Below are 25,334 nucleotides of genomic sequence, written 5' to 3'. Positions count from 1 at the left end.
ATGGACACGCTCCTGTATCTCAGCCGCCGGCTCCTCCAGGCCCTCGCGGTGATCCTGATCGTCACGATCGTGGTCTTCTGCCTGCTGCACACCCTGCCCGGAGGACCCGCACGCGGGATCCTCGGACCGCAGGCGACGGCCCAGCAGATCGCCGCGTTCAACCACGAACAGGGGCTCGACCGGTCGCTGCCCGTGCAGTACGTCTACTACCTGCGCGAGTTGGCGCAGGGTGACCTCGGGACGTCGTACACCCTCAACGAGGCGGTCTCGCGACTGATCGGGCAACGGCTGCCGAAGACGCTGGTGCTGACCGTGCTGTCCGCGCTGGTCGGGCTGCTGCTCGCCGTCCCGCTCGGCATGTGGCAGGCCGTGCGGCGCAACAAGCCGGCCGACTACGTCATCACCACGCTGAGCTTCGTCGCGTACTCGACGCCGGTGTACTTCCTGGGTCTGATCCTGGTGCTGGTCTTCACCCAGGCCCTGCGGTGGTTTCCGTCGCAGGCGCCCCAAGGGGACACGTTGGCCCAGGTGTTCGCCGATCCGGCGGCGCTGGTGCTTCCGGTCGTGACCGGGGCCGCGTCCATGGTGGCCGTGTTCAGTCGGTACATGCGGGCGGCGACGCTGGAGAACCTGTCCGAGGACTATGTGCGGACGGCTCGCGCCGGGGGTGCCGGACAGTACGCGGTTCTGTTCCGGCACGTGTTCCGGAACTCCCTGACGCCGGTGATCGCGATGCTCGGGTACTACGTGCCGGTGCTGTTCGGTGGGGCGTTGGTGGTCGAGCAGCTGTTCAACTATCCGGGGATGGGGCTGTTGTTCTGGTCCGCCGCGCAGTCCTCCGACTATCCGGTGTTGCTGGGGTGCGTGCTCGTCATCTCCGTGGCGACCGTTGCGGGGACCTTGCTTGCGGATGTGGTGCAGCGGGTTGTCGATCCTCGGGTGAAGGAGGGGCGGGCGTGAGTGGTCGTGTTGAGGCTGCGGGCCGGTGGGGGCTGATCGCGCAGTTCCCCGCGCCCCTGAAAGCTCACTTCGCGCGCAATCGGCTCGCCATGGCCGGGGTCCTGATCGTTCTGCTCTTCCTCCTCTTCTGTTTCGTCGGTCCGTTGCTCTACTCCACCGACCAGACCCACACCGATCTCAGTCAGGTCAATCTCCCGCCCAGCGGAGCACACTGGCTAGGCACCGACGCCGTCGGGCACGACCAGCTCGGGCGGCTGATGTACGGCGGGCAGGTCTCCCTGCTCGTCGGGCTCGCGGCCGGGCTGCTGGCCACCGTCATCGGGACGTTGTGGGGCGCGGTCGCCGGGTATGCGGGCGGCTGGGTGGACGCGGTGATGATGCGGGTGGTGGACGCCGGGATCGCGATTCCCGCGCTGTTCATCCTGCTCGTCGTCTCCGCGATCGCCACGCCGGGCACGGTCGGTCTGATCGTGATCCTCGGGTTGGTGTCGTGGCTGGTGCCGTCCCGGCTGGTACGGGCCGAGACCCTGACCCTGAAGAACCGCGACTACGTGCTGACGCTGCGCGCGACCGGCGGCACGCACGGCCGGGCGATCCGGCGGCACATCCTGCCCAACTCGGTGTCGACGATCGTGGTCGCGGCGACGTTCCAGATCGCCGACGCGATCCTGCTCGTCGCCTATGTGTCCTATCTCGGGCTGGGCGTCCAGCCGCCGAGGACCGACTGGGGCGGCATGTTGTCGGCCGGTCTGACGGCGGCGTACTCCGGGCGCTGGTGGCTGATCGTTCCGCCGGGCCTCGCGATCATCCTCGTCGTGTGCGCGTTCAACGCGATCGGCGACGGGCTGCGTGACGCGTTCGACGTGAAGGGACGCGGATGAACATCCTCGAGATCGCCGACCTGGGCGTGACCTTCTCGACCGGCACCGGTGACGTGGCCGCCGTGCGCGGAGTGTCGCTGCACGTACGACCCGGCGAGACGCTGGCCCTGGTCGGCGAGTCCGGGTCCGGCAAGTCGACGGTGGCGCTCGCCGCGATGGGTCTGCTGCCGGGCAGCGCGCGTGCCGCCGGGCGGGTGACGGTGGACGGCACCGACGTGGTGGGCGCCCCGGAGGCCGAACTGGCCCGGCTGCGGGGCCGTACCGCCTCCATGGTCTTCCAGGAGCCGGCGACCGCCCTGGATCCGCTGACCCGGGTCGGCTCCCAGATCGCGGAGGTCATACGGAACCATCGGGAGGTCTCCCGGTCGGAGGCCGCCCGTGCGGCGGTCGAACTCCTGCGCCGCGTCGGCATTCCCGAGCCGGAGAAGCGAGCCTCGGCCTTCCCTTTCCAGCTGTCGGGCGGTCAGCGCCAGCGCGTCGTCATCGCCATGGCGATCGCCAACTCACCGGGCCTGCTCATCGCCGACGAGCCGACCACCGCGCTCGACGTGACCGTGCAGGCCGAGATCCTCGATCTGCTGCGGCGGTTGGCGGCCGACTCGGACACGGGCGTGCTGCTGGTCACGCACAACATGGGCGTGGTCGCCGACTTCGCCGACCGGGTCGCCGTGATGCTGCGGGGTGAGGTGGTGGAGACGGGGACGGTGCAGGACGTGCTGCTGCGGCCGCAGCACGCGTACACACGAGGCTTGCTGGCGGCGGTGCCCCGGCTGCGACTGAGCGGTGAGGACCCGCCCCCGGTGCGGGAAGCTCCGGTGGTGCAACTGCGCGATGTGTCCGCGCGGTTCGGGCGGGTCCGGGCACTGGAGGGTGTCTCCCTCGACGTGCGCCCCGGCGAAACCGTCGGTCTCGTGGGCGAGTCCGGGTCGGGCAAGTCGACGGCGGCCAGGGTCGCGCTCGGGCTCATCGCCCCCGCCTCCGGCTCGGTGTCGCTGTTCGGGACCGACCTGGGCCGGGCCCGGGGCCGCAAGCGGCGGGCTCTGCTGTCCGGCGTCGGCGTGGTGCTCCAGGACCCGGTGGCCTCGCTGGACGCGCGGATGAGCGTGGCGGAGTGCGTCGCCGAGCCGCTCCGGGTGCACCGGAGGGGCATGGCGGCGGCCGAGCGGCGGGCCAGGGTCGCCGAGGTGCTGGAACTGGTGCGGCTGTCGCCGGAGCTGGCGGGCCGTGGGCCGCGTGAGCTGTCCGGCGGTCAGCGGCAGCGGGTGAGTCTCGCGCGGGCGCTGGTGCTGGACCCCCGGCTGCTGGTCGCGGACGAGCCCACGAGCGCGCTGGACGTGAGTGTGCAGCGCACGGTGCTGGAGGTCATCGCCGAGTTGCAGCGTGAACTGGGCTTCGCCTGCCTGTTCGTCTCCCACGACCTGGCCGTCGTGCAGGAGTTCGCGCAGCGTGTCGTCGTCATGCGGGAGGGCCGGATCGAGGAGCAGGGGCCGACCATGACGACCCTGCTGCGCCCGGAGACGGAGTACACGCGCCGGCTCATCGCGGCCGTGCCCGTACCGGATCCGGTGCTGCAACGGCGGCGCAGGCAACGCCGGGCGGCTCTGGGGACGGGGGCTGGCGCATGACGCGTGGAGTGCTGGCCGGTGTCGACATCGGCGGTACGACGACCCAGGTGGTGCTGTGCGACCCGGACCTCGGCGTCCTGGACCGCGTCGGCGTGCCCACCCCGGCCTCCGACGGCGGGGCGGCGATGGTCGGCGCCGCGCTGGATGCCGTACGGCTGCTGCTGGGCCGTACCCCCGCGCGGCTGCTCGGTGTCGGGGTGGGCGCGGCCGGCGTGGTGGACGCGCGGGCCGGGCGGGTACTGGTGGCCAGCGACTCGTTCCGCGGCTGGGCCGGGTTCGCGGTGACGGCGGCTTTCGAGGAGGCGCTGGGCGTACCGGCGTTCCTGGACAACGACGTCAACGCCTTTCTGCGCGGGGAGGCGACGGCCGGTTCGGTGGCGGGCGAGCCCGATGTGCTCGGGATGACGCTGGGCACGGGGGTCGGCGGGGCGCTGTGGCTGGGCGGCGTGCTCCACGACGGCCCGCACGGCGCGGCGGGCGAGATCGGGCACGTGCCCGGCTTCGGCGACCTGCCCTGCACCTGCGGCGGTCGCGGGCATCTGGAGACGCTGGCCTCCGGCCGCGCGATCGCCGGCCGGTACGCCGAGCGCACGGGCCGTTCGCGCACGTCCGGGGAGGTCGCCGAGGCCGCGCGGTCGGGCGACGGGGACGCGCTCGCCGTGTACGACGCGGCGGGGGCCGCCGTCGCCCGCGCCCTGCTCGTCACGGCGGGACTGCTGGACGTCACCACGGTGGTCGTCGGCGGTGGCGTGAGCGGCTCCTGGGCCTTGCTGGAGCATTCGATCCACGCGGCCCTGACCGCCGAGCCGCCCGTCAGCGGCCATCCCGTCCGGGTCCGGCCGGCCGGGCTCGGCGCCGACGCGGTGGCGGTCGGGGCGGCGGCACGCGCGCGTGCGGAACTGGGGCCCCTGGTGATCCGGGTGGCGGAAATCCGCCAAGGATGACCGAGTGATTGACGCGCACCTCGCGCTCTCCTACCTTCTGGTCGATTCGCCGAACTCCGTTCGACATACCGACAGTTCGGCATGCTCGTCCACCCGGGCCACAAGGCCCGCACCCCCACACCCCTGGAGCGCACATGGCCCACCCCTCGCGCAGACACGTCCTCGGCATGGCAGCGACCGTTCCGCTCGCGGCGACCGGCGCCCTGACCCTCGGAGCCGGGACGGCCCACGCCGCCGACTCGGCGTACGTCATGGCCTACTTCACCGAGTCCACCACCATGCTCGAGGCCGACTACGGTCTGCACCTGGCCGTCAGCACCGATGGTCTGCGCTGGATGCCGCTCAACCAGAACAACCCGGTGGTCACACCGACCCTGGGCGCGGGCGGACTGCGCGATCCGTTCGTTCTGCGCAAGCAGGACGGCACCTTCGTGGTGCTGGCGACCGACCTCAAGGGCACCGACTGGAGTCGCAACAGCGTCAACATCCACGTCTGGGACTCGACCGACCTGCGGTCCTTCACCGGCTACCGACTGCTGAAGCTGCACGACATGACGGGCACCCACAGCTGGGCGCCGGAGGCCTACTGGGACGCCGGGCGCGGGCGGTACGGCATCCTCTACTCGTCGGTGAACAGCAGCGGCCACAACGTGATCATGGTCAGCTACACGACCGACTTCCGCACCACCCAGAATCCGCAGGTCTTCTTCGACCCCGGCTACGACGTCATCGACGGCAATCTGACCGTGGGCGTGAACGGCGTCAACTACCTCTACTTCAAGCGCGACCAGACGCTGGTCGGCGCCCGGTCCACCTCGCTGGACCCCGGCAGCTTCACGGTCTTCAGCACCCCGGCCGCACACGGCGGCACCGAGGCGCCGACGGTGGTGAAGTCGCTGACGTCCGGCACCTGGTTCCTGTGGGGAGACACGTACACGCCCAACGGCGTCTTCTACGCCTGGCAGTCGGCCGACCTCGCCGCCGGCACCTGGACGGCGCTCGATCAGCGCCTGTACACCCAGCCGCTCAACTCCAAGCACTGCGGCATCCAGCCGATCACCCAGGCCCAGTACACCAACCTGGTCTCGCACTGGGGCGCTCCGGCCTGGAACCGGCTCAAGTCGTACAACCACCCGGCGCGTTACGTGCGGCACAGCGGCTTCGCCGGGCGGATCGACGAGTACCCCTTCGATCCGTTCCCCGACTCGCAGTGGAAGCTGGTGCCGGGGCTCGCCGACTCCTCAGGCGTCTCGTTCCAGTCGGTCAACTACCCGGCCCGCCATCTGCGGCACCACAACTACGCCCTGCGTCTCGACGAGAGCGACGGCACGTCGACGTTCGCGGCGGACGCGACGTTCTACCGGACGGCCGGACTCGCCGACGCCTCCTGGGCGTCGTTCCGCTCGTACAACAACCCGACCCGCTACATCAGGCACTCCGACTACGCCCTGCGTATCGACCCGGTCTCCACGGCCACCGAGCGTCAGGACGCCACGTTCCACGTCGGCTACTGAGCGGCCTCGCACCGGGTGGGGTGGTGGCGGCGCCGGCCGGCCACGACCCCACCTCGATCACGTCAGTCGAGGCCGGCCGACTTCAGCCAGGCCTTCGCCACGTCCAGCGGGTCCTTGCTCTCCAGCTGCACCTGGGAGTCCAGGTCGAGGAGCGTCTTGGTGTCCAGCTTGGCCGAGACCGCGTTGAGCGCTTCGACGCCCTCCTGGGAGAGGCCGCTCTTGTACACGAGCGGGGTCACGTTGGCGAAGCCGAAGAGGTTCTTCGGGTCCTTGAGGACGACGAAGCCCTCCTTGGTGATGGTCGGGTCGGTGGTGAAGATGTCCGCGGCCTGCACGGTGTTCTTCGTCAGCGCCGCCTGGGTGAGCGGGCCGCCCGCGTCCAGCGCCTTGAAGGACTTGAACTTCAGGCCGTACTCGGACTCCAGGCCCTGCAGTCCCTGGTGCCGGGTCTGGAACTCGGGCGAGCCGCCGATCACCAGGTCCGGGGCGATGTCCTTGAGGTCCTCGAGGCTGGAGTCGGCCGTCAGCTTGTACTTCTTCGCCGTCTCCGCGTTGATGCTGACGGAGTCCTTGTCCTCGGCCGGCGAGGACTCCAGCAGCGTCAGCTTCGCGTCCAGCTTGCCCTTGACCGCGGCGTTCACGGCGTCGGCCGACTTCTGCTCCGCCTTGTTGTCGAGGTAGGCGAGCAGCGAGCCGTTGTACTCCGGCAGGACCGTGATGGAGCCGTTCTTCAGCAGACCGTAGGTCGTCTCGCGGCTGCCGATGTTGGGCTTGTAGGTGACCTTGATGCCCTTGGCCTTGAGGGCCTCGCCGTAGATGTCGGCGAGCAGGATGCTCTCGGCGAAGTTGTTCGAGCCGACGACCACGGTGTCGCCGCTCGGCTTGTCCCCGGCCAGGGGGTCGGACTTGTCGTCGGAGGAGGAACATCCCGCCAGCAGCGCCGCCGTGGCGGCGAGCGCGACGGCGGCCGCGCCGGGATGGTTCCTGAAGGACCTGCTGCTTACGGCGGTGGAAGTCACGATTCCCGTTCCGGTTTGTGGGGGTTGGAGGGCCGACCCCGAGGTCTGGGCAGAACTCTCCACTGATCCAATCCAGCCGGTTCTGTCCCAGTCAAGAGCAATCCGGTCACCGATTGGCCTCGAACAATGGCCGCTTGTGCCCCGATGTGAAGGGGGACGGTTGGGGCGGAGGGTGTTGTAACGGATTCTTGACGTACAGTTCCGGTCACGAAAGGCAAGAGGCGGTAGTGTCCCCGACATTGACGGGGGCGATACCGGTCAACATCGGTCACGTGCGACCTCGCGCGCCGTGTGACGCCCACGAAGGAGGCAACTCGGTGTCCACGAACGAGGTGGGCGCTCCCCGCCCGCGTCGTCTACGCGGTTTCGCCGACCGCTGGCCCTTCAGGCGGAAGCTCAACCTTCTCGTCGGTGTGCCTCTGACCGTGGTTGCGGTCCTTCTCGCCTACCTCATAGCCGACCAGACCGCGCAGTCACGTGACGCGGCCGACGCCGCCCGGCTGGTCCGGGAGAGCACCGAGGTCGCCACGCTCGCCGACCGGCTGGCGTCCGAGCACCAGCAGGCCGTCCTGCTCTCCGTACGGCACGAGGCCTCCGAGGGTGACGCGCCTTCGTCCGCCGCCTACCGCACCGCGCAGTCCCTCGTGAACTCCCAGGTCGACCGGGTGCGCGACACCTTCGGGGACAGGCTGCCGGAGACCGAGGCACAGGCGCTGCGGGGAGTCGAGGGCCTGAGCAGCCTGCGTGACACCATCGAGCGGGAGTATCTGCCCGCCGAGAACATCGACCCCGCATACACCCATGCCACGCAGAACCTGATCGACGGCCTGGGCCTGGACCGCAACCCCGATCTGGCGACCGCCTTCACCGGCAACCTGCTGGACTCGCTGCTGCGCGCGGGCGCCGCCCACAGTGCCTTCGAGACCGGCGTCTTCTCCGCGTCGACCGGTGACTCCAACGCCCTCATCGAGTTCATCGGCGCGGTCGGCTCCTACGACGAGTACACCCATCAGGCCGAACGTTTCTCCCGGTTCGCCACCGACGCCCAGGCCGCGCAGCTCGCGGGGATCAAGTACACCGCCGCGCAGAGCGTCATCAGCCGGCAGTTCGCCGAGCTGCAGATCGACCCCGGCGCCGCGCAGGGTGGCTCGCCCGCCGAGATCCGCACGTCCCTCGACGCGGCGCTCGACTCCTACCCGGCCTATCGTGACCAGGCCAAAACCCGGCTGGCGATCACCACCTCGCTCATCGGCCAGATCGCCGACCAGGCGGAGAGCGCCTCCGACAAGGCGGCGTGGCGCGCGGCGCTCCTGCTGGGGCTCGCGCTGCTCGGCCTCGCCGTCTGGCTTGTCCTCGCGATGCTGGTGCGCCGCTCCGTGGTCCGCCCGGTGCAGGCCCTGACGGATGCCGCGCAGCAGGTCGCCGAGGTCGCCGAACGCGAGCTGGCCCGGGTGGCCGACGACGACGCCGAGGACGACGGTCCGCCGCGGCTGCGCGCGATGCCGGTCACCGCGCGCGACGAGATCGGCGAACTCGCCGAGACGTTCAATCAGGTGCAGACCATGGCGGCCGCGCTGCTGGAACGGCAGGTCCTCAGCCGGCGCAACGTCGCCGAGATGTTCGGCAACGTGGGGCGCCGGGTCAGCAACCTCACCACACGCCAACTGGCCCTGATCGACGCGGTGGAGCGGGGCGAGACCGATCCGGCCCTCCTCGAGCGGCTGTACTCCATCGACCACATCGCGGTCCGGCTGCGCCGCAACGCCGACAGCCTGATGCTGCTCGCCGGCATCCACGAGGCGGTCCTGGACTCCGGTCCCACCGCGCTCACCAACGTCGTACGCGCCGCGCTCGGCCAGATCGAGGGCTACCAGCGCGTGGAGCTGCGCGCGCGGACCGAGGCGGTGGTGGAGCCGGAGGTCATCGGCGACCTGACGCTGATGATCGCCGAACTCCTGGAGAACGCGGTGTCGTTCTCACCCGAGGCAAGCCCGGTCGAGGTGACGGTGGCGGCCTCCGGCAACGACGCGGTGATCGTCGTCTCCGACCACGGCCTGGGCATGGCCGCCGAACGCCTCGACGAGGAGAACGCCCGCCTGATCCGCCGCGAACGGCTCGACCTCGTGCCGACGAAGGTCCTCGGCCTGTTCGTGGTCGGCACGCTCGCGCGCCGCTGGGAGGTCACCGTCGCGCTCTCCCGCACGCCCGGCGGCGGTGTGACGGCCGAGGTGACGGTGCCGTCGTCGCTGCTGGTGACGGGGAGCACGACGGGGTCGACGGCTACGGCGGCGTTGGCTGCGGTGGCCCGCGGCGGCTCGGAGCCGAAGGCCGAGCACGGGGGCCGTGCGGATGCGACCACCGGCCCCCGGCCGTCCGCCGCCGTGCAGGGGGATGCCGTACGGCCGGACGACGCTCCGCACCCCGACGGGTTGCGGCCTCTCCCCCGCCGTGTCGCGCAGCGCGGGTCCGCTGCGGCCGAGACACCGACCGTCCCTCCGGCAACGTCCGCCGATCACGCCCGGGCCGACCAGCCGGACGCCTCCGGGCCGGCGGCCCGCCCGCTGCGTCGCCGCGTCCGCGGTGCGACCCTGCAGACCTCCGAGCGGCAGACGACGGTGCGGCAGACCGCGCGGACGCGCGACGCGGAGGCCGTGCGGGCCGCGGTCGACGAGTTCGAGGCCGCGGTGGAGCGCGCGCATCGCGACAGCCGGAACGGCGGTGACGGCGGCACCGGAGCGCAATCCGCCCCAGCGACAACCCCAGCCCCCCATACGCAGGACCAGAACGACCCCCCGGAAGGAGCGGAGCAGTGAGCACGTCGACAGGTGGCACCCCGGCGGGAGGCCCCACGCCGGCCGAACTGCAGGCCGCCGCAGCCGACTTCACCTGGCTGCTGAATCGCTTCGCGAAGGAGACGGCCGGTGTCGTGGACGCCATCGCCGTCTCGTCCGACGGCCTCCTCATCGCCGTGTCCGAGCTGCGGGAGCACGCCGACTCGGAGCGGCTCGCCGCGATCGTCTCCGGCATCACCAGCCTGGCCGCCGGCGCCTCCGGCAACTACGGCCTCGGCGGCCTGAACAAGGTCATCATCGACCTGGAGGGCGGCCACGTCCTGGTCTCCACGATCGGCAGCGGCGCCGTGCTCGGCGTCGTCACCGACAAGGAGGCCAAGCTGGGAAACATCGCCTACGAGATGACCGTGTTCGCCAACCGCGCCGGTTCCGCCCTCAGCCCGCAGCTCGTACTGGAGCTGAAGAACAGCGTCGGCGCCACGTCACCCCGCTGACCGCGCCGGGAAGAACCCCGGGAGCCCCGGCGAGCGGCAAGGCACCCGGCCGAGGAGGACGGACAACGCCATGGCGGACGGCACCCCAGCGCCGAGCCTCGACGGCCCTGACCACGATGGGCCGGGCCTCCAAGGGCCGGAAGCCGGCGGGTCTCAGCCCGATGGCCCGGGCCTTGGCGGGCCGAACCCCGGTGGCCCGGAAGCCGGTGGGCTGGAGCCTCACGCACCAGGTCCCGGTGAGCCGAGCCCCGGTAGGCCGGGCCCCGAGGGCCTGGACCACGATGAGCCAGACCTCGAAGGGCCGGGACCCGGCGGACCGGATCCCGGCAGACCTGACCTCGACGGGTCGCAGCCCGATGGCCCGGGCAGGGGCGGGCCGGAGCCTGAGTCGGACGGCCCGGATGGGGCGCGCTCGGTCGGGCCCGCCTCTGCGGTGCGGCCCTTCCTGGTGACCGCCGGGCGGGTCGTGGCCGATGCCGATGGGCGGTCGATGCCCGTCGAGACGCAGGTGGTGGCCACCAGCGAGGGGCTCGACGCGCTCGACCGGCTGGCTTTCGAGGAGCACGACATCGTCGCCGTCTGCAGGCTGCCGCAGTCCATCGCGGAGATCGCGGCCCGGCTGCGGCTGCACCTCAACGTGGTGCGCGTCCTCGCCGAGGACCTGCGCGCCGCCGGGCAGTTGACGGTGCACGTGCCCGACTCCGGCGTCATCCACGACGCATCCGTCCTGCGCAGGGTCATCGACGGCCTGCGCGCCATACCCGACTCACGAGGGGTCACTCCGTGACGACGACTGAACCGGCCACCGACGCATCCGCCGCGCCGGCGGCCACCGTACGACCGCCGCTGCCGGTCAAGATGGTGATCGCCGGCGGCTTCGGCGTGGGCAAGACCACCACCGTGGGCGCGATATCCGAGATCGAGCCGCTGACGACCGAGGCCGCGATCACGGAGGTCGCGGCGGGCGTGGACGACCTCACGCACACGCCCCGCAAGACGACGACCACCGTGGCCATGGACTTCGGCTGCCTCACCATCGATCCCACCCTGAAGCTGTATCTGTTCGGCACGCCCGGGCAGGAGCGGTTCGGGTTCATGTGGGACGACATCGTCGAGGGCGCGGTCGGCGGGCTCGTCATCGTGGACACCCGCCGGCTCGACGACTGCTACGCCGCCGTCGACTACTTCGAGCACAAGGGCATCCCCTTCGCGGTGGCGGCCAACGCCTTCGACGGCAAGGTCGAGCACACGCTGGAGGAGATCCGCTGGGCCCTCGACGTCACCGACGGCGTCCCGGTCGTCGTCTTCGACGCCCGCGAACGCGGCTCGGTCCGCGATGCCCTGCTCGTCGTACTGGAACTCGCGCTGGCGCGCACGGAGGACTGACGGCGGGCGCGGAATGCCCGCGCCCGCAAGCGCGTTGGAGTGAGGCATGAGCCTCGACGAGCGCACGATCACCAACCCGCCCGCCCTGCACGACCCGACCCCGCTGAGCTACAGCCACGCCGTCTCGGCGCCCGGCGAACTCGTCTTCATCGCAGGCCAGTACGCCTCCGACGGCAACGGCGCACCCGTGCCGGGAGACTTCACGACCCAGGTGGAACTGGCCCTCGACCGGCTGCTCTCGGCGCTGGAGGGCGTCGGTCTCGGATACGAGCACGTCGTCCGCCTGGGCACCTTCATCGTCGACCACGACGCGGCCAAGCTGGAGGCCGTCGGCGAGGCCTTGCACGCCCGGTTCGGCGACCGCCTGCCCGCCCAGACCCTGAGCGGCGTCGCCTCGCTCGCGCTGCCGGGCATGCTGTTCGAGATCGACGCGATCGCCGTACGGCCCTCCCCGCGGGCCTAGTCCCGCCCGCGGACCACCGGGGGTGCGTGACTAGCCGCGCCTGCGCACCCCCGGTGACACCGCGAACCGCGACACCGCCCAGAACAGCGCCAGCGTCGTGAGCGCCATGGCAGCGACCAGGGTGGCGCCGCCGACGACCTTCTCGTAGTTGCGCTGGTAGAGGCCGTCGATGATGTAGCGGCCGAGGCCGCCGAAGCTGACGTACGCGGCGATGGTGGCCGTCGAGACGATCTGGATGGCCGCCGAGCGCAGGCCGCTGAGGATCAGCGGGAGGGCCACGGGCAGTTCGACCCGGAACAGGACCCCGGTCTCGGCCATCCCCATGCCGCGAGCCGCGTCCACCGGCGCGGGGTCGACGGAGCGCATGGCCTCGTAGGTGGTGACGAGGATGGGCGGGATGGCGAGCACGACCAGCGGGATCATGACGGGGGCCATGCCCAGGCCCAGCAGGATGAACATCAGGACCATCAGGCCGAAGCTGGGCAGGGCCCGGGCGGAGGTGGCGATGAGGGCGAGCGCGTTGCCGCCGCGCCCGGTGTGGCCCGTGAGCAGGCCGACCGGCAGTCCGACCGCGGCGGCGATGCCGAGTGCCAGCAGCGTGTACTGGACGTGCTCGCCGAGCCGCGCGGGGATGCCGTCGTAGCCCTGCCAGTGCGCGCTGTCGCTGAAGAAGGAGTCGATGAAGTTCAGGACGTTCACCGGGTGGCCTCCTTCACGGCGAGCGGGCGCGCGTTCTTACGGGTGCCGCGCGGCATCCAGGGCGTCAGGAGCAGACGCAGACCGATCAGCACGGCGTCCACGAGGATGGCGAGGACGGCCGTGCCCACCACGGAGAGCCACACCAGACGGGGCTGGTTGTAGATCAGACCGCTGTTGAGCAGGTTGCCGAGGGCTCCCGCGTTGCCGATGAGCATGCCGACGCTGACGAGGGAGACGCTCGACACGGACGCTACCCGCAGTCCGGCGATGATCGCGGGCGCCGCGATCGGCAACTGCACCTGGAGATAGCGCCGTACGGGCCCGAATCCCATGGCGGTGGCGGCGGCCAGCGTCTCCTGCGGCACCGACCGCACACCGTCCACGATGGCCGGGACCAGCACGACCAGGCTGTAGACGGCCAACGGGATCATCACCGTGATCTCGCTCAGGCCGGTGTAGTCGATGAGGATGACGAAGAAGGCGAGCGAGGGGATCGCGTACAGCACGGTCGTCACCCACAGCACCGGCGGGTACAGCCAGCGCACCCGCACGCACAGCTGGGCGACGGGCAGCGCCACGAGCAGCCCGGCGAGCACGGGGATCAGTGCCTCGCGCAGGTGCAGGCCGACCAGTCCGATGTAGCTGTTCTGGAGGTCGCTCGGCATGTCGAAGAGCTCGGTCACGGCGCGACCTTCTCGGTCGTCCCGGTCTTGCCGGTCTTGCCGGGCTTGCCGGGCTTGCCGGGCTTGCCGGGCTTGCCGGGCTTGCCGGAGCCGGCGGCCTCCCCGGCCTTGCCGTCGTCCGCGCGCCGCTCCGCATGCGCACCGCGGATGGCCTCGCCGATGGTCTGCTGCGAGACGACTCCGGTGGCCCGTCCGTCGGCGTCCACGGCGACGGCCCAGCCGGTGGGCGAGAGCACGGCACAGTCGAGGGCGGCCCGCAGCGAGTCGGTGCCGGTCACGAACGGGCGTCCGTACGGCAGGAGTCGGCCTGCCTCGATCTCCCCGGCGGTGAGATCCTGCGGCTCGCCCCAGCCGAGGGGCTTGCCGTCCGGGTCGGTGACCAGGAGATACGGCGCGTCGGCCGTACCGGCTGCGGCGGTGAGCTGCTCGGCGGTGGCGTCGACGGCCACGATGGGCCCGGTCAGCAGCTCCAGGCCCGCCGAGGGGAAGAACGACAGCCGCCGGATGCCCCGGTCCGCGCCGAGGAAGTCCTCCACGAACTCGTCCGCGGGGTGGGTCAGCAGCTCGGCCGGCGGGGCGAACTGGGCGAGCTTGCCGCCCGTGCGCATCACGGCGACCATCGTGCCGAGCTTGACGGCCTCGTCGATGTCGTGGGTGACGAAGACGATGGTCTTGCCCAACTCTCGCTGGATACGGAGGAGTTCGTCCTGCAGGCCCTTGCGGACCACGGGGTCGACGGCCGAGAAGGGCTCGTCCATCAGCAGCACCGGCGGATCCGCCGCGAGCGCCCGGGCCACGCCGACGCGCTGCTGCTGGCCGCCGGAGAGCTGGTACGGGTACCGCTTGGCGAGCGCCCCGTCGAGCCCGACCCGCTCCATCAGCTCCCGCGCCCGCGCCCGGGACTTCTCCTTGCCCCAGCCGAGCATGCGGGGCACCGTGGCGATGTTGTCGATGATCGTGCGGTGCTGGAAGAGGCCGGCGTTCTGGATGACGTACCCCATGGACCGGCGCAGGGTGTTGACCGGCTGCTGCTGGATGTCCACGTCGTCGAGGAGGATGGCGCCCTCGCTGGGCTCGACCATCCGGTTGATCATCCGCAGGGTGGTCGTCTTGCCGCAGCCCGACGGTCCGACGAGGACGGTGATCGAGCGGTCGGGTATCTCCAGGGAGAGTTGGTCGACCGCCACCGTGCCGTCCGGATACCGCTTGGTGACTGAATCTATCCGTATCAAAACGCCGAATACCCTTCGGGTCTGGCAGATTTCGCCCGCTTTTGACCACGGGTCCGGGCCGTTGAGGGGAGAGTCTAGACGTCCGGTGTTGCGGGACTGTGGACCGGACCGGCTCCGTGCGGGCGGGAACGTCGCACTACAGCGGCTGCACCGTCAGGGGCGTCTGCCGACTCCGCCGCTGCGCAGGGCCACGAAGGAACGGCCGCCCGCCACCCACCGACCGACGGCACCGAAGTCGGCGCGCTCCGCGTGCCGCACCAGGGCGGGGGTGCCGAGGCGGGCCCAGGGGAAGGGGGTGCCGGCGGTGCCGCCGGCGTCGGTGACGTGGACGTGGACGCGTTCGTCGAGGTCCAGGTCCGGCACTGTCTCGGCGATCAACAGGCCGCCGGGGGCGAGGAGTTGCGCCATCCGGCCGAGCAGTGCCGCCGGGTCGCCGCCGATGCCGACGTTGCCGTCGATCAGCAGGGCGGTGCCCCAGCGACCCTCGCCGGGCAGCGACTCGAAGACGGAGCGGCGCAACGCCGGTCCCCCGGCCCGCAGTGTGCACGCGACAGCGACTTCACTGACGTCGATGCCGAGCACCCGGCGCCCCTGCCGCCCCAACGCCGCCACCAGCCGCCCGGGCCCACACCCGACATCCAGCACCGCCCCCTCACAACGCCGCAGCACCTCCATGTCCATCGCGTCGGCCTCCGCACACCACCGCTCCACGTCGAGCGGCAACAGCCAGCCGTCGGCGCGACGCAGGAAGAGCGGCCCCCGACCGGCGCGGAGGGCACGCGCATAGGGGTCGGCGGACCAGGATGCGGGGCCGGAGGGGGTGTCCCGAGGGCGGACGCCGACGCCTGTCGTGGTGGCGGCTCTCGGTGCCTCGGGGCGGGTCGGTGTCCGGTGGCCGGCGGCCGTCGGGTGGGCTGCACCGGGAAGCAGCCGCGGGGTGCGGGCCTCGACCGGGAGGCGTGCCGAACGGCCGTCGGTGCCGGTGCCCTCTTGGCGGATCACACCCCGGGCCAACTGCCCGGTGGTGTTGTCCGGTTGGTGGATCGTGGCCGGCCCCGCCTGCCGGGCGACCCTTGCCGTCGCCGTCTCGTGCGGGGCGCTCATCGGTCCACCGGCGGGGTGAGGTGCGCCAGCGCCGTTGCGAAACGGCCGCCCGGTGCCGCTTCGGCGACCAGGTCGGCGTCGGATGCCGTGTCGACGTCATGCAGGCAGGGCAGGTCGCGCACGCGCAGACCCGAGAGCCGGGACCGCTGCACTTCGCCGGTCTGGGGCGTCGACATCGGGACGCCGCGCACCCGTGCCGGGTCCGGTTCGGCCATGCCGAGTGCCCAGAAGCCGCCGTCCTCGGCCGGGCCGAAGTACGCGTCGCAGCCCGACCAGTCCACGGTCAGCAACTCCGGCGTCACCTGCGGGGTGTCCATGCCGATGAGCAGCGCCGGGCCGTCACACCCCGCGAAGGCTTCGGCCAGCCGTTCGTCGAGGCCGCCCGCGCACTGCCGTACGACATCGAAACCGGGCGGCACCCAGGGGCCCGGCGTCCCGTCCAGGACCAGCACCCGGCGCCGAGCCGGCGTCCGCGCCACGGCGTCCAGCGTGTCCACGAGGGCCGCCTCCGCGAGCACGGCGGCCTCCTCGGGCGTGAAGGGCGGGGTCAGCCTGGTCTTCACCCGACCAGGTCGGGGCTCCTTGGCGATGACGAGGAGCGTGGTCACGAGCGGGTTCCTTTCGACGGGCCGGCGCCGGGTCGGGATCGGGAGTGGTGTGCGGCCTTGGCTTCGGCACGGGCAGGAGACTCGGCACCGGTCCTGGCGTCCGGGTCGGGCTCGGCGTAGGTCCCGCCGCGCCGGTGAGACTCGGCTGCGGTCCCGCTACGCCGGTCCGACTGGACGAAGGTCCTGCCCGACCGGTCCGGCTCGACGACAGCCCCGCCCCACCGGTCGGGCTGGAAGAAGGTCCCGCCCCACCGGCCCGACTCAACGACAGCCCCGCCCCACCGGCCCGACTCAACGACACCCCTGCCCGACCGGTCCGGCTCAACGAAGCCCCACCCCCACCGGTCGGGCTGGAAGAAGGTCCCGCCCCGCCGGTCCGGCTCGGCACCGGCCCCGTCGGGATCGACACCGAAGCCGCCGGGCCCGTCGACGTCGGCACCGGACCCGGCCCAGGGGTCGGGAACCACATCAACCTCGCCGCGCCCGCCGAACCCAACACCGAACCCACTGCGCCCATCAGCCCCGACACCGTCCCCGCTCCGACCGCCGACCTCAACACCGCCCCCGCTCCGACCGCCGACCTCAACACCGGCCCCGCTCCGACCGCCGACACCGACCTCGCCCCGACCGCCGACCTCAGCACAGGCCCCGCCGCGCCCGCAGGCCCGGGCCCCGGTTCCAGAACCGGTCCCATCGACCCCGGCGCCGGACCCACGGCGCCCGCCGCCCCCTGCGCTCACCCCCACACCCCCGTCCCCTCCCTCAACACCCGGCTCATATCGCGCACCGCCTGCCAAGTCCCCCGCCAAGTTCCCGTCACCTTCGACGCACCCGTGCGGGGCAGGTACGGGACGTCGTACTCGGCGAGGCGCCATCCCGCGGCGGCGGCGCGGACGACCATCTGGAGGGGGTAGCCGCTGCGGCGGTCGGTGAGGGGGAGGGTGAGGAGGTGGTCGCGGCGGGCGGCGCGGAGGGGGCCCAGGTCGTGCAGGCGCAGGCCGGTGCGACGGTGGAGGAGATGGGTGAGGGCGAGGTTGCCGGCGCGGGCGTGCAGCGGCCAGGTACCGGGGGAAGCGGGGCGGCGTCGGCCCAGGATCAGGTCGGCCTCGTCGGCCACGATCCGGCGCACGAAGGGCACCAGGTCGCCCGGGTCGAGCGAGGCGTCGCAGTCGCAGAAGCAGACGATGTCGGCCGTGGCGGCCGTCAGCCCCGCGTGACAGGCGGCGCCGAAGCCGCGCAGCTCCTCGATCACGACCGTCGCGCCGAGCTCGCGGGCGACGGCGGCCGAGCCGTCCGTGGAGCCGTTGTCCACGACCAGCGCCCGCCAGCCGGGCGGGACCCGCTCCAGCACCCAGGGCAGGGCCTCGGCCTCGTCGAGACAGGGAAGCACGACGTCGACGGACGCCGTGCGGGGTTCATTCGCTGCTGCGGATGGGGTCGTCACGGCTTTCACCCTACGAGCCAGAAACGGGCATTTCGGACTACGGCTCCTTACGAAACAAGGACGTCAGGCGCCGGCGGCGGCGTCCGCGCGCCCGGGGTGCGAGGCTGGCGGCATGGAGCAGCAACAGCCGTACCCGCAGGCCGGGGCCGGGCAAGGGGCCAGGGTTCTCGTCGTCGACGACGACCCCACCGTCGCCGAAGTCGTCTCGGGCTACCTCGACCGCGCCGGATACGTCGTGGACCGCGCCGGAGACGGCCCCGACGCCCTCGCCCGGGCGGCCGCGCACTGGCCGGACCTCGTCGTCCTGGACCTGATGCTGCCCGGCATGGACGGCCTGGAGGTGTGCCGCCGGATGCGCGGCCAGGGGCCCGTTCCGGTCATCATGCTCACCGCGCGCGGCGACGAGGACGACCGCATCCTCGGCCTGGAGGTCGGCGCCGACGACTACGTCACCAAGCCCTTCAGCCCCCGCGAACTCGTCCTGCGCGTCGAGTCGGTGCTCCGCCGCACCCGCCCAGGCCCCGCCCGGCCGCAGGGCACCCTGCGCGCGGCCGGCCTCTCGCTCGACCCGGCGGCTCGCCGTGCCGCAAAGAACGACTCCGAACTCGCCCTGACCATCCGCGAGTTCGACCTCCTCGCGTTCCTCCTGCGGCACCCCGGCCGGGTCTTCAGCCGCGAGGACCTGATGCGTGAGGTGTGGGGCTGGGACTTCGGCGACCTGTCGACCGTCACCGTCCATGTCCGCCGACTGCGCGGCAAGGTGGAGGACGACCCGGCCAGGCCCCGGCTCATCCAGACCGTGTGGGGCGTCGGCTACCGCTTCGACGCGACCGGCACCGCCGCCCCCGCCCCCGACGGGGAGGCGTGACCATGCGCGACACCCTCCTGATCGCCCTCGTCGCCTTCCTCGGCGCCGCCGTGGCCGGTGTGCTCGGCGCGTGCGTGCTGCTGCTGATCCGGCGCCGCTCGCTCGTCGTGCACCTCACCGTGGTCGCCGGCGTCGGCATCACCGCGATGCTCGCGGGCACGCTCGCCGTCGCACAGGCGATGTTCCTCAACGGGCACGACTTGTCGGTGGTCACGACCGTCGTCGCCATGGCCGCCGTGGTCTCCCTGATCACCGCGCTGCTGCTCGGCCGCTGGGTCGCCGCCCGCAGCCACGCCCTCGCGCTCGCCGCCCGGTCCTTCGGCGACGGCGGCGACTTCACCTCGCCCGACGGCGCCGCCACCGCCGAACTCGCCGCGCTGAGCCGCGAGTTGGAGGCGACCAGCGCCAAGCTCGCCGAGTCCCGCGAGCGCGAGCGGGCGCTCGAGTCCTCCCGGCGTGAACTCGTCGCCTGGATCTCCCACGATCTGCGCACCCCGCTGGCCGGCCTGCGCGCGATGGCGGAGGCACTGGAGGACGGGGTCGCCGTCGATCCCGACCGCTATCTCAAGCAGATCCGGATGGAGGTCGAGCGGCTCAACGGCATGGTGGGCGACCTCTTCGAACTGTCCCGCATCCACGCGGGGACGCTGGCGCTGAGCACGAGCCGGATCTCCCTGTACGACCTGGTCGGCGACGCGCTCGCGGGCGCCGACCCACTGGCCCGCGAGTGCGGGGTACGGCTGGTCGGCGAGCGGATCGAACCGGTGCCCGTCGAGGTGGACGGCAAGGAGATGAGCCGGGTGCTGGGCAATCTGCTGGTGAACGCGATCCGCCGCACGCCCGCCGACGGCACCGTGGCCCTCGCCGCCGAACGCTCCGCCGAGGGCGTGGTCCTGTCCGTCACCGACGGCTGCGGCGGCATCCCCGACGAGGATCTGCCGCGGGTGTTCGACACCGGCTGGCGCGGCACCCATGCACGTACGCCGCCGGCAGGGGCGGGGCTCGGCCTCGCCATCGTGCGGGGCATCGTGGAAGCGCACGCCGGACACGCCTCGGTGCGCAACGTTCCCGGGGGGTGCCGCTTCGAGGTGGTGCTGCCCGCTGCCGCTTCCTGAAAGGCGGGCAGCACCACCGGTCCGAGGCAGCCTACGCCCGTCGCATACCGGCCACAGCAAACTCTTCCATCCCGTCGGCGAACGCCACCTCGGGCTTCCAGCCCAACTCCGCGCGCAACCGCGCCGAGTCGGCCGTGATGTGCCGTACGTCGCCCAGCCGGTACTCCCCGGTCACGATCGGCTCGGGACCGCCGTACGCCTCGGCGAGCCCGTGCGCCATCTCGCCGACGGTGTGCGGATCGCCGCTGCCGGTGTTGTACGCCGTGAGCGCGCCCTCCGGGAGGGCTGCCGAACTCGCCTCCAGCGCGGCCACGTTGGCGGCGGCCACATCCCGGACGTGGACGAAGTCCCGCCGCTGACGGCCGTCCTCGAAGACGCGCGGCGCCTCGTCGCGTGCGAGCGCCGAGCGGAAGAAGGAGGCGACGCCGGCGTAGGGGGTGTCGCGGGGCATGCCCGGTCCGTAGACATTGTGGTAGCGCAGGGACACCGCCGTGCCGCTCGTCGCGCGTGCCCATGCCGCGGCCAGGTGTTCCTGGGCGAGCTTCGTCGTCGCGTACACGTTGCGCGGGTCGACCGGGGCGTCCTCCGCCACCAGCCCGGGGGCGAGGTCGGCGCCGCACTCCGGGCAGGGCGGCTCGAACCGGCCCGCGTCGAGGTCGGCCACGGCGCGCGGACCGGGCCGTACGACGCCGTGCCGCTCGCAGATGTAGCGCCCCTCGCCGTAGACCACCATCGAACCGGCCAGCACCAGTCGGTGTACGCCCGTGTCGGCCATGGCGGTCAGGAGTACGGCCGTGCCCAGGTCGTTGCGGGAGACGTACTCAGTGGCGTCGGCGAAGCCGGCGCCGAGGCCGACCATCGCGGCCTGGTGGCACACGGCGTCGATGCCGGTCAGGGCACGGCGAACGGCGTAGGGGTTGCGTACGTCCGACTCGGGGTCGGGACGGACGTCGTACACGACGGCTTCGTGTCCGTGTGCCTCGAGCGCCTCGACGACATGGGATCCGATGAATCCGGCACCGCCGGTGACCAGTACGCGCATGCGGCAAAGCTAGAGCCTCGGAGGCCGTTTCGGCCGCCCGGCGCCGGTCATGTCACGGGTCCGTAAGACCTGCCTCCGGCCTCCCGTCCACCACCAGCGGAACCGTCACCGTGAACACCGTCTCCCCCGGCCGGCTGCTCAGCTTGATGCGCCCCCCGTGTGCCTGGACCAGGGACTGCGCCACCGCCAGTCCCAGTCCGCTGCCGCCCCGGTCGCGGCTGCGGGCCTTGTCGACCCGGTAGAAGCGGTCGAAGACGCGGATCCGGTCGGCGGGCGGGATGCCGGGGCCGGCGTCCGTGATCCGGACGACGGCGGTGGTCTGCGCCACGGAGACCGCGACGGACACCGGCGTCCCGGTCGGCGTGTGGATCGCCGCGTTGGTGAGGAGGTTGTCCAGCACCTGACGGATGCGCTGGGGGTCGAGGCGGAGTTTCAGGGAACCGGGGCCGGGGGCGACGGTCAGGGGGTGGTCGGCGTGGGTGACGCGGAAGGCGTCCGCCGCCTGTTCGACCAGGTCCACCAGGTCCGCGCCCTGCATCCGCAGCGGCGTCTCCACCTCGGCGGCGTCCAGGCGGGCGAGCAGCAGCAGGTCGTCGAGGAGGAAGCCCATGCGGGCGGCCTCGGCGCGCAGCCGGGCCAGGTGCCTGTCCCGCTCCTCGGGGGCGTTGGCCGCGGCGTACTGGAACAGGTCGGCGTAGCCCCGTACCGACATCAGCGGCGTACGGAGCTCGTGCGAGGCGTCCGCCACGAAGCGGCGCAGGCGCTGCTCGGCCTCCGCGCGCACCGCGAGGGAGTCGTCGATGTGCTCCAGCATCGTGTTGAACGCGGTGCGCAGCTCCTCCACCTCGGGCCCGCCGCCCCGCCGGTCGTGCCGTACGGGCAGCTGGGCCGAGTCGGTGAGGTCGTGCGAGGTGATGTCGCGGGCGGTGTGGGCCATGTCGCTCAGTGGCTTCAGGCCGCGCCGCAGCATCCCGCGTCCGAACACCACGAGGGCCAGCAGCGCGAGTCCGAAGGTGACCGCCTGGATGGTGATCAGCTGGCCCACGGTGTCCTCGATGTCCTCCATGGGGGCGGCGCTGACCAGCACCACGCCGGGCTCGACCTCGCAGGCCCGCAGCCGGTACTCGCCCTGACCCTTCAGATGCTCGGTTCGCAGGATCTCCGTGTGCGCGCCGGTCTGCGCCTTGGCCAGCGAGGTGAAGTCGTCAACGTCCTGCGGCAGGTCGGCGGGGTCCTCCGGCCGACGCAGCACGGGCTTGCCGTCCGACACGTCGTACACGGCGTAGAACCAGCTGTAGTACTTCTTGCCCGAGAGCGTGCCGTAGTCCGCGATGCTCTTGGACTGGGCTATCTGGCCCTGCGCGAGCTGGGTGTCGAGCTGGGCCGACAGGTAGTCCCGCATGTAGGTCGTCAGGGCCGTGCCGACGACGCCGAACACGAACAGCGCCAGCACCCCGAGGCCCAGCGCCAGCCGGGTGCCGAGCCGCATCCCGCGGTACGCCCGCCGCAGCCGCCCTGTCACTCGGCCGCCTGCCGGATCACGTATCCGAAGCCTCGCACGGTGTGGATCAGCGGCCCCCTGCCGTCGTCGGACTCGTCGAGCTTGCGGCGCAGCCGGCTGACGACCAGCTCGACGACGTTCGAGCGGCCGCCGAAGCCGTACTCCCACACATGGTCGAGGATCTGCGCCTTGGTGAGCACGGTCGGCGACTTGCGCATCAGGTAGCGCAGCACCTCGTACTCGGTCGGCGTGAGCGTGAGCTGCTTGTCGCCGCGGCGGACCTCGCGGGTGTCCTCGTCCATCGTCAGGTCCGCCACCCGAAGGACGGAACGCTGGAAGCCGGGACCGGCACTGCGTCGCAGGACGGTGCGCAGCCGGGCCATGAGCTCCTCCACGGCGAACGGTTTGACCAGGTAGTCGTCGCCGCCGCGGGTCAGGCCGGCCACCCGGTCGGCGACCCCGTCGCGGGCCGTCAGGAACACCACGGGCACCATTTTCCCGGCGCCGCGCAGCCGGTCCAGGACGCCGAAGCCGTCCACGTCGGGCAGCATCAGGTCCAGGACCACGATGTCCGGGTGGAACTCGGCGGCCAGCCGCAGCGCCTCCTCGCCGGAGTTCGCGGTGACCGCCTCCCAGCCCTCGTAGCGGGCGACCGTCGCGACGAGGTCGGCGATGGGCGGGTCGTCGTCCACGACCAGCAGGCGTACTTTCTCCACCCGTTCATACTGCGGCACCCGGCACCGATCCCATGAGCCGGGTGTGGGCCCGGGACCACATCGATAACCAGTTGAAAGAAGTACGACAGCTTTTCGACAGCACCCGCCCGACAAGCTCGGTATCCACAGACGAGATCAAGGAGCTGTCGCCCGTGACGACCGTCCAATCGCCCCCTGCGCCCCCCACGGCGATACGCCCCAGGGTGGTCGCCCGCACAGGCCTGTACGCCGTGCTGGCCGCGAACGTGGCCGTGGTGCTCTACTTCTTCTTCGCCGCCGGCTTCGCCTCGAACACGCTGATCGTGCTCGGCCGGCTGACCGGCCTGTTCGGCGCGCTGCTGATGGCGTTCCAGCTGCTGCTGGTGGCCCGGCTGCCGTGGCTGGACCGCCGGATCGGCATGGACCGGCTGACCTCCTGGCACCGCTGGACCGGCTTCAGCGTCCTGTGGGCGCTCCTGGCGCACGCGGTGTTCATCACCTTCGGCTACGCCGAGTCGTCCTCGCTGGACCCGGTGAACCAGCTGATCGACCTCGCCGAGACGGTCGAGGGCGTGCTGCGCGCCGTCGTCGCGCTGGGGATCATCATCGTGATCGGTGTCGTCTCGGCCCGGTTCGCGCGGCGCCGGCTGGCGTACGAGACGTGGCACTTCATCCACCTGTACACCTACGTCGCGGTGGTCCTGGCGTTCACGCACCAGGTCGCGGTCGGTACGTCCTTCACCTCCTCGTCCGCAGCCACGGCGTACTGGTACGCGGTGTGGGGCGTGGCGCTCGGCGCGGTGTTCGTCGGCCGGCTGGTCCTGCCGCTGTGGCGGAACTGGCGCCACCAGTTCCGGGTGTCGGCCGTGGTCCCCGAGTCCGACAACGTGGTCTCGGTGTACATCACCGGGCGTGACCTGGACAGGCTGCCCGCGCGGGCCGGCCAGTTCTTCCTGTGGCGGTTCCTGACGAAGGACCGCTGGTGGCAGGCCAACCCGTTCTCCCTGTCGGCCGCTCCCGACGGCAACCGGCTGCGGCTCACGGCCAAGGCGGCCGGCGACGGCTCGGCGTCCCTGAGGCACCTCAAGGTCGGCACGCGTGTGTTCGCGGAGGGCCCGTACGGCGCGTTCACCGCGATGCACCGCACCCGGCCGGAGGCGGTGCTGATCGCGGGCGGCGTCGGTGTCACCCCGATCCGGGCGCTGCTGGAGGAGCTGCACGGCCACGCGGTTGTGATCTACCGGGTCGGCTCGGACCGGGACGCGGTCCTGTACGGCGAGCTGGCGGAACTCGCCCACGCCAAGGGCGCCGAGCTGCACCTGGTCACGGGCCCGGTGACGCCGGACAGGCTGGCCCCGGCGGAGCTGGAGCGGCTGGTTCCCGACATCACGGACCGGGACGTCTTCCTGTGCGGCCCGCCGCCCATGATGAACGCGGTGATCGGCAGCCTGCGCGAGCTGGGCGTGCCCAGGGAGCAGGTCCACTTCGAGCGATTCAGCCTGGCCGGCTGAGCGGGACAGGGAAGACATCGTGAAGCGAGCAATACCTGTCCTGGTCCTCAGCATCGCGGGCCTGATCCCGGTCTGGCGTTACGAGCCGTCGCTCGGCACGGCCGCCGCGCCGGCCCCGACACCCTCGGCATCGTCCTCCGCCGCCTCGGGCTCGGATTCGGGTTCGGGTTCGGGCAGCACGGTCGTCAAGGGCACGACGGTGCAGACCGAGAAGGGCCCCGTCCAGGTCCAGGTGACCTTCCAGGGCACCAAGATCGCGTCGGTGAAGATGCTCCAGCAGCCCGATCACCCGCAGACCACGGCCGCGGTCCCGAAGCTCATCGCCGAAACCCTCGAAGCCCAGAGCACGGACATCGACACTGTCTCCGGCGCCACCATCACCAGCGACGGCTACAAGGAATCCCTCCAGGCCGCCATCGACGCGAACGCGGAGTCGGCGGCCACGTCCTCGCCGTCGGCGTCCGCGTCCGCCGCCTCGCAGTCGCGGACGCTCGACGGCTCGACGGTGAACACCGACAAGGGTCCCGTCCAGGTCCAGGTGACCTTCGACGGCGACAAGATCGCGTCGGTGAAGATGCTCCAGCAGCCGAACCACCCGCAGACCACGGCCGCCGTCCCGAAGCTCATCGCCGAAACCCTCGAAGCCCAGAGCGCCGACATCGACACCGTCTCCGGCGCCACCATCACCAGCGACGGCTACAAGGAGTCCCTCCAGGCCGCCATCGACGCGAAGGGCTGATCGTGCACCGAGTCG

Annotated in this window: 23 protein-coding genes and 1 pseudogene; 14 read left to right on the top strand and 10 right to left on the bottom strand. The window is 71.8% G+C overall.

The annotated features are described in order from the left end of the window. The 5 genes from ACWGDB_RS15785 (at nt 1) to ACWGDB_RS15765 (ending at nt 5,924) form a co-directional block, all read left to right on the top strand. A complete protein-coding gene (locus ACWGDB_RS15785) occupies nt 1-960 on the top strand; it encodes an ABC transporter permease (RefSeq protein WP_453822957.1) in 960 nt (319 codons plus the stop codon). Nucleotides 961-992: 32 nt separating this feature from the next. Continuing rightward, nucleotides 993-1,841 carry an ABC transporter permease gene (locus ACWGDB_RS15780; RefSeq protein ID WP_453823032.1) on the top strand — a complete coding sequence of 283 codons (849 nt, stop codon included), beginning with the start codon at nt 993-995 and terminating at the stop codon, nt 1,839-1,841. Beyond that, nucleotides 1,838-3,466: a dipeptide ABC transporter ATP-binding protein gene (locus tag ACWGDB_RS15775; RefSeq protein ID WP_453822956.1), complete on the top strand. Its 1,629-nt coding sequence runs from the start codon at nt 1,838-1,840 to the stop codon at nt 3,464-3,466. Before ACWGDB_RS15780 ends, ACWGDB_RS15775 begins: the two co-directional genes overlap by 4 nt. Further along, a complete protein-coding gene (locus ACWGDB_RS15770) occupies nt 3,463-4,410 on the top strand; it encodes an ROK family protein (RefSeq protein WP_453822955.1) in 948 nt (315 codons plus the stop codon). The genes ACWGDB_RS15775 and ACWGDB_RS15770 overlap by 4 nt, the downstream gene beginning before the upstream one ends. A 134-nt stretch (nt 4,411-4,544) precedes the next feature. Then, the gene (locus ACWGDB_RS15765; RefSeq protein ID WP_453822954.1) at nt 4,545-5,924 is read left to right on the top strand and encodes a glycoside hydrolase family 43 protein; all 1,380 of its coding nucleotides are present in this window, start codon (nt 4,545-4,547) and stop codon (nt 5,922-5,924) included. Nucleotides 5,925-5,986: 62 nt separating this feature from the next. Here the strand turns inward: ACWGDB_RS15765 and ACWGDB_RS15760 are convergent, their stop codons facing one another. Further along, the gene (locus ACWGDB_RS15760; RefSeq protein WP_453822953.1) at nt 5,987-6,943 is read right to left on the bottom strand and encodes an ABC transporter substrate-binding protein; all 957 of its coding nucleotides are present in this window, start codon (nt 6,941-6,943) and stop codon (nt 5,987-5,989) included. Between the two features lie 317 nt (nt 6,944-7,260). Here ACWGDB_RS15760 and ACWGDB_RS15755 point away from each other — a divergent pair, with 317 nt between their 5' ends. The 5 genes and pseudogenes from ACWGDB_RS15755 (at nt 7,261) to ACWGDB_RS15735 (ending at nt 12,078) form a co-directional block, all read left to right on the top strand. Then, a complete protein-coding gene (locus ACWGDB_RS15755; RefSeq protein ID WP_453822952.1) occupies nt 7,261-9,756 on the top strand; it encodes an ATP-binding protein in 2,496 nt (831 codons plus the stop codon). Beyond that, a complete protein-coding gene (locus tag ACWGDB_RS15750; RefSeq protein WP_328421984.1) occupies nt 9,753-10,229 on the top strand; it encodes a roadblock/LC7 domain-containing protein in 477 nt (158 codons plus the stop codon). Before ACWGDB_RS15755 ends, ACWGDB_RS15750 begins: the two co-directional genes overlap by 4 nt. Nucleotides 10,230-10,662: 433 nt before the next feature. Beyond that, nucleotides 10,663-11,026, top strand: a pseudogene (locus ACWGDB_RS15745) (DUF742 domain-containing protein). Continuing rightward, entirely contained in the window at nt 11,013-11,615 is a 603-nt protein-coding gene (locus ACWGDB_RS15740) for a GTP-binding protein (protein WP_453822951.1), read from the top strand. Before ACWGDB_RS15745 ends, ACWGDB_RS15740 begins: the two are co-directional and overlap by 14 nt. A gap of 46 nt (nt 11,616-11,661) precedes the next feature. Then, complete coding sequence (locus ACWGDB_RS15735) at nt 11,662-12,078, top strand: RidA family protein (protein WP_453822950.1); 417 nt, start codon at nt 11,662-11,664, stop codon at nt 12,076-12,078. 30 nt (nt 12,079-12,108) lie between these two features. Here ACWGDB_RS15735 and ACWGDB_RS15730 read toward each other — a convergent pair whose 3' ends face one another. The 6 genes from ACWGDB_RS15730 to ACWGDB_RS15705 form a co-directional block, all read right to left on the bottom strand. Then, nucleotides 12,109-12,777, bottom strand: coding sequence for an ABC transporter permease (locus ACWGDB_RS15730; RefSeq protein WP_453822949.1), 669 nt, complete (start codon nt 12,775-12,777; stop codon nt 12,109-12,111). Continuing rightward, nucleotides 12,774-13,460 (bottom strand): ABC transporter permease, encoded by a 687-nt coding sequence (locus tag ACWGDB_RS15725; protein WP_383604164.1) that lies wholly within the window; start codon nt 13,458-13,460, stop codon nt 12,774-12,776. Before ACWGDB_RS15725 ends, ACWGDB_RS15730 begins: the two co-directional genes overlap by 4 nt. Beyond that, complete coding sequence (locus tag ACWGDB_RS15720; RefSeq protein WP_453822948.1) at nt 13,457-14,692, bottom strand: ABC transporter ATP-binding protein; 1,236 nt, start codon at nt 14,690-14,692, stop codon at nt 13,457-13,459. Before ACWGDB_RS15720 ends, ACWGDB_RS15725 begins: the two co-directional genes overlap by 4 nt. A 153-nt stretch (nt 14,693-14,845) precedes the next feature. After that, nucleotides 14,846-15,796: a class I SAM-dependent methyltransferase gene (locus ACWGDB_RS15715; RefSeq protein ID WP_453822947.1), complete on the bottom strand. Its 951-nt coding sequence runs from the start codon at nt 15,794-15,796 to the stop codon at nt 14,846-14,848. Beyond that, the gene (locus ACWGDB_RS15710) at nt 15,793-16,404 is read right to left on the bottom strand and encodes a TIGR04282 family arsenosugar biosynthesis glycosyltransferase (protein ID WP_453822946.1); all 612 of its coding nucleotides are present in this window, start codon (nt 16,402-16,404) and stop codon (nt 15,793-15,795) included. Before ACWGDB_RS15710 ends, ACWGDB_RS15715 begins: the two co-directional genes overlap by 4 nt. A gap of 736 nt (nt 16,405-17,140) precedes the next feature. Then, on the bottom strand, nt 17,141-17,857 hold the full coding sequence (locus tag ACWGDB_RS15705; protein WP_453822945.1) for a glycosyltransferase family 2 protein: 717 nt from the start codon (nt 17,855-17,857) through the stop codon (nt 17,141-17,143). Nucleotides 17,858-17,960: 103 nt separating this feature from the next. Here ACWGDB_RS15705 and ACWGDB_RS15700 point away from each other — a divergent pair, with 103 nt between their 5' ends. Together ACWGDB_RS15700 and ACWGDB_RS15695 are read left to right on the top strand one after the other, a co-directional pair. Continuing rightward, nucleotides 17,961-18,716 carry a response regulator transcription factor gene (locus ACWGDB_RS15700; protein WP_453822944.1) on the top strand — a complete coding sequence of 252 codons (756 nt, stop codon included), beginning with the start codon at nt 17,961-17,963 and terminating at the stop codon, nt 18,714-18,716. Between the two features lie 2 nt (nt 18,717-18,718). Beyond that, on the top strand, nt 18,719-19,831 hold the full coding sequence (locus ACWGDB_RS15695) for a sensor histidine kinase (protein ID WP_453822943.1): 1,113 nt from the start codon (nt 18,719-18,721) through the stop codon (nt 19,829-19,831). A 31-nt stretch (nt 19,832-19,862) separates the two neighbouring features. Here the strand turns inward: ACWGDB_RS15695 and ACWGDB_RS15690 are convergent, their stop codons facing one another. Genes ACWGDB_RS15690 through ACWGDB_RS15680 form a run of 3 tightly spaced genes read right to left on the bottom strand, consistent with a single transcriptional unit; the run spans nt 19,863 to nt 23,090 of the window. Beyond that, nucleotides 19,863-20,873, bottom strand: a complete 1,011-nt coding sequence (locus ACWGDB_RS15690; protein WP_453822942.1) for an NAD-dependent epimerase/dehydratase family protein — start codon at nt 20,871-20,873, stop codon at nt 19,863-19,865. Nucleotides 20,874-20,925: 52 nt separating this feature from the next. Next, on the bottom strand, nt 20,926-22,395 hold the full coding sequence (locus tag ACWGDB_RS15685; RefSeq protein ID WP_453822941.1) for a sensor histidine kinase: 1,470 nt from the start codon (nt 22,393-22,395) through the stop codon (nt 20,926-20,928). Beyond that, nucleotides 22,392-23,090: a response regulator transcription factor gene (locus ACWGDB_RS15680; protein ID WP_383604185.1), complete on the bottom strand. Its 699-nt coding sequence runs from the start codon at nt 23,088-23,090 to the stop codon at nt 22,392-22,394. Before ACWGDB_RS15680 ends, ACWGDB_RS15685 begins: the two co-directional genes overlap by 4 nt. A gap of 152 nt (nt 23,091-23,242) precedes the next feature. On the opposite strand from ACWGDB_RS15680, the gene ACWGDB_RS15675 reads away from it, so the two are divergent. Next, a complete protein-coding gene (locus ACWGDB_RS15675) occupies nt 23,243-24,580 on the top strand; it encodes a ferredoxin reductase family protein (protein ID WP_453822940.1) in 1,338 nt (445 codons plus the stop codon). 19 nt (nt 24,581-24,599) lie between these two features. Beyond that, nucleotides 24,600-25,319: an FMN-binding protein gene (locus tag ACWGDB_RS15670; RefSeq protein WP_453822939.1), complete on the top strand. Its 720-nt coding sequence runs from the start codon at nt 24,600-24,602 to the stop codon at nt 25,317-25,319. Nucleotides 25,320-25,334 lie beyond the last annotated feature (15 nt).

This window comes from Streptomyces sp. NPDC055013 (assembly GCF_053608645.1).
The sequence above is the reverse complement of the archived record's forward strand: the minus strand, read 5'-3'. Positions and strand labels throughout refer to the sequence as shown.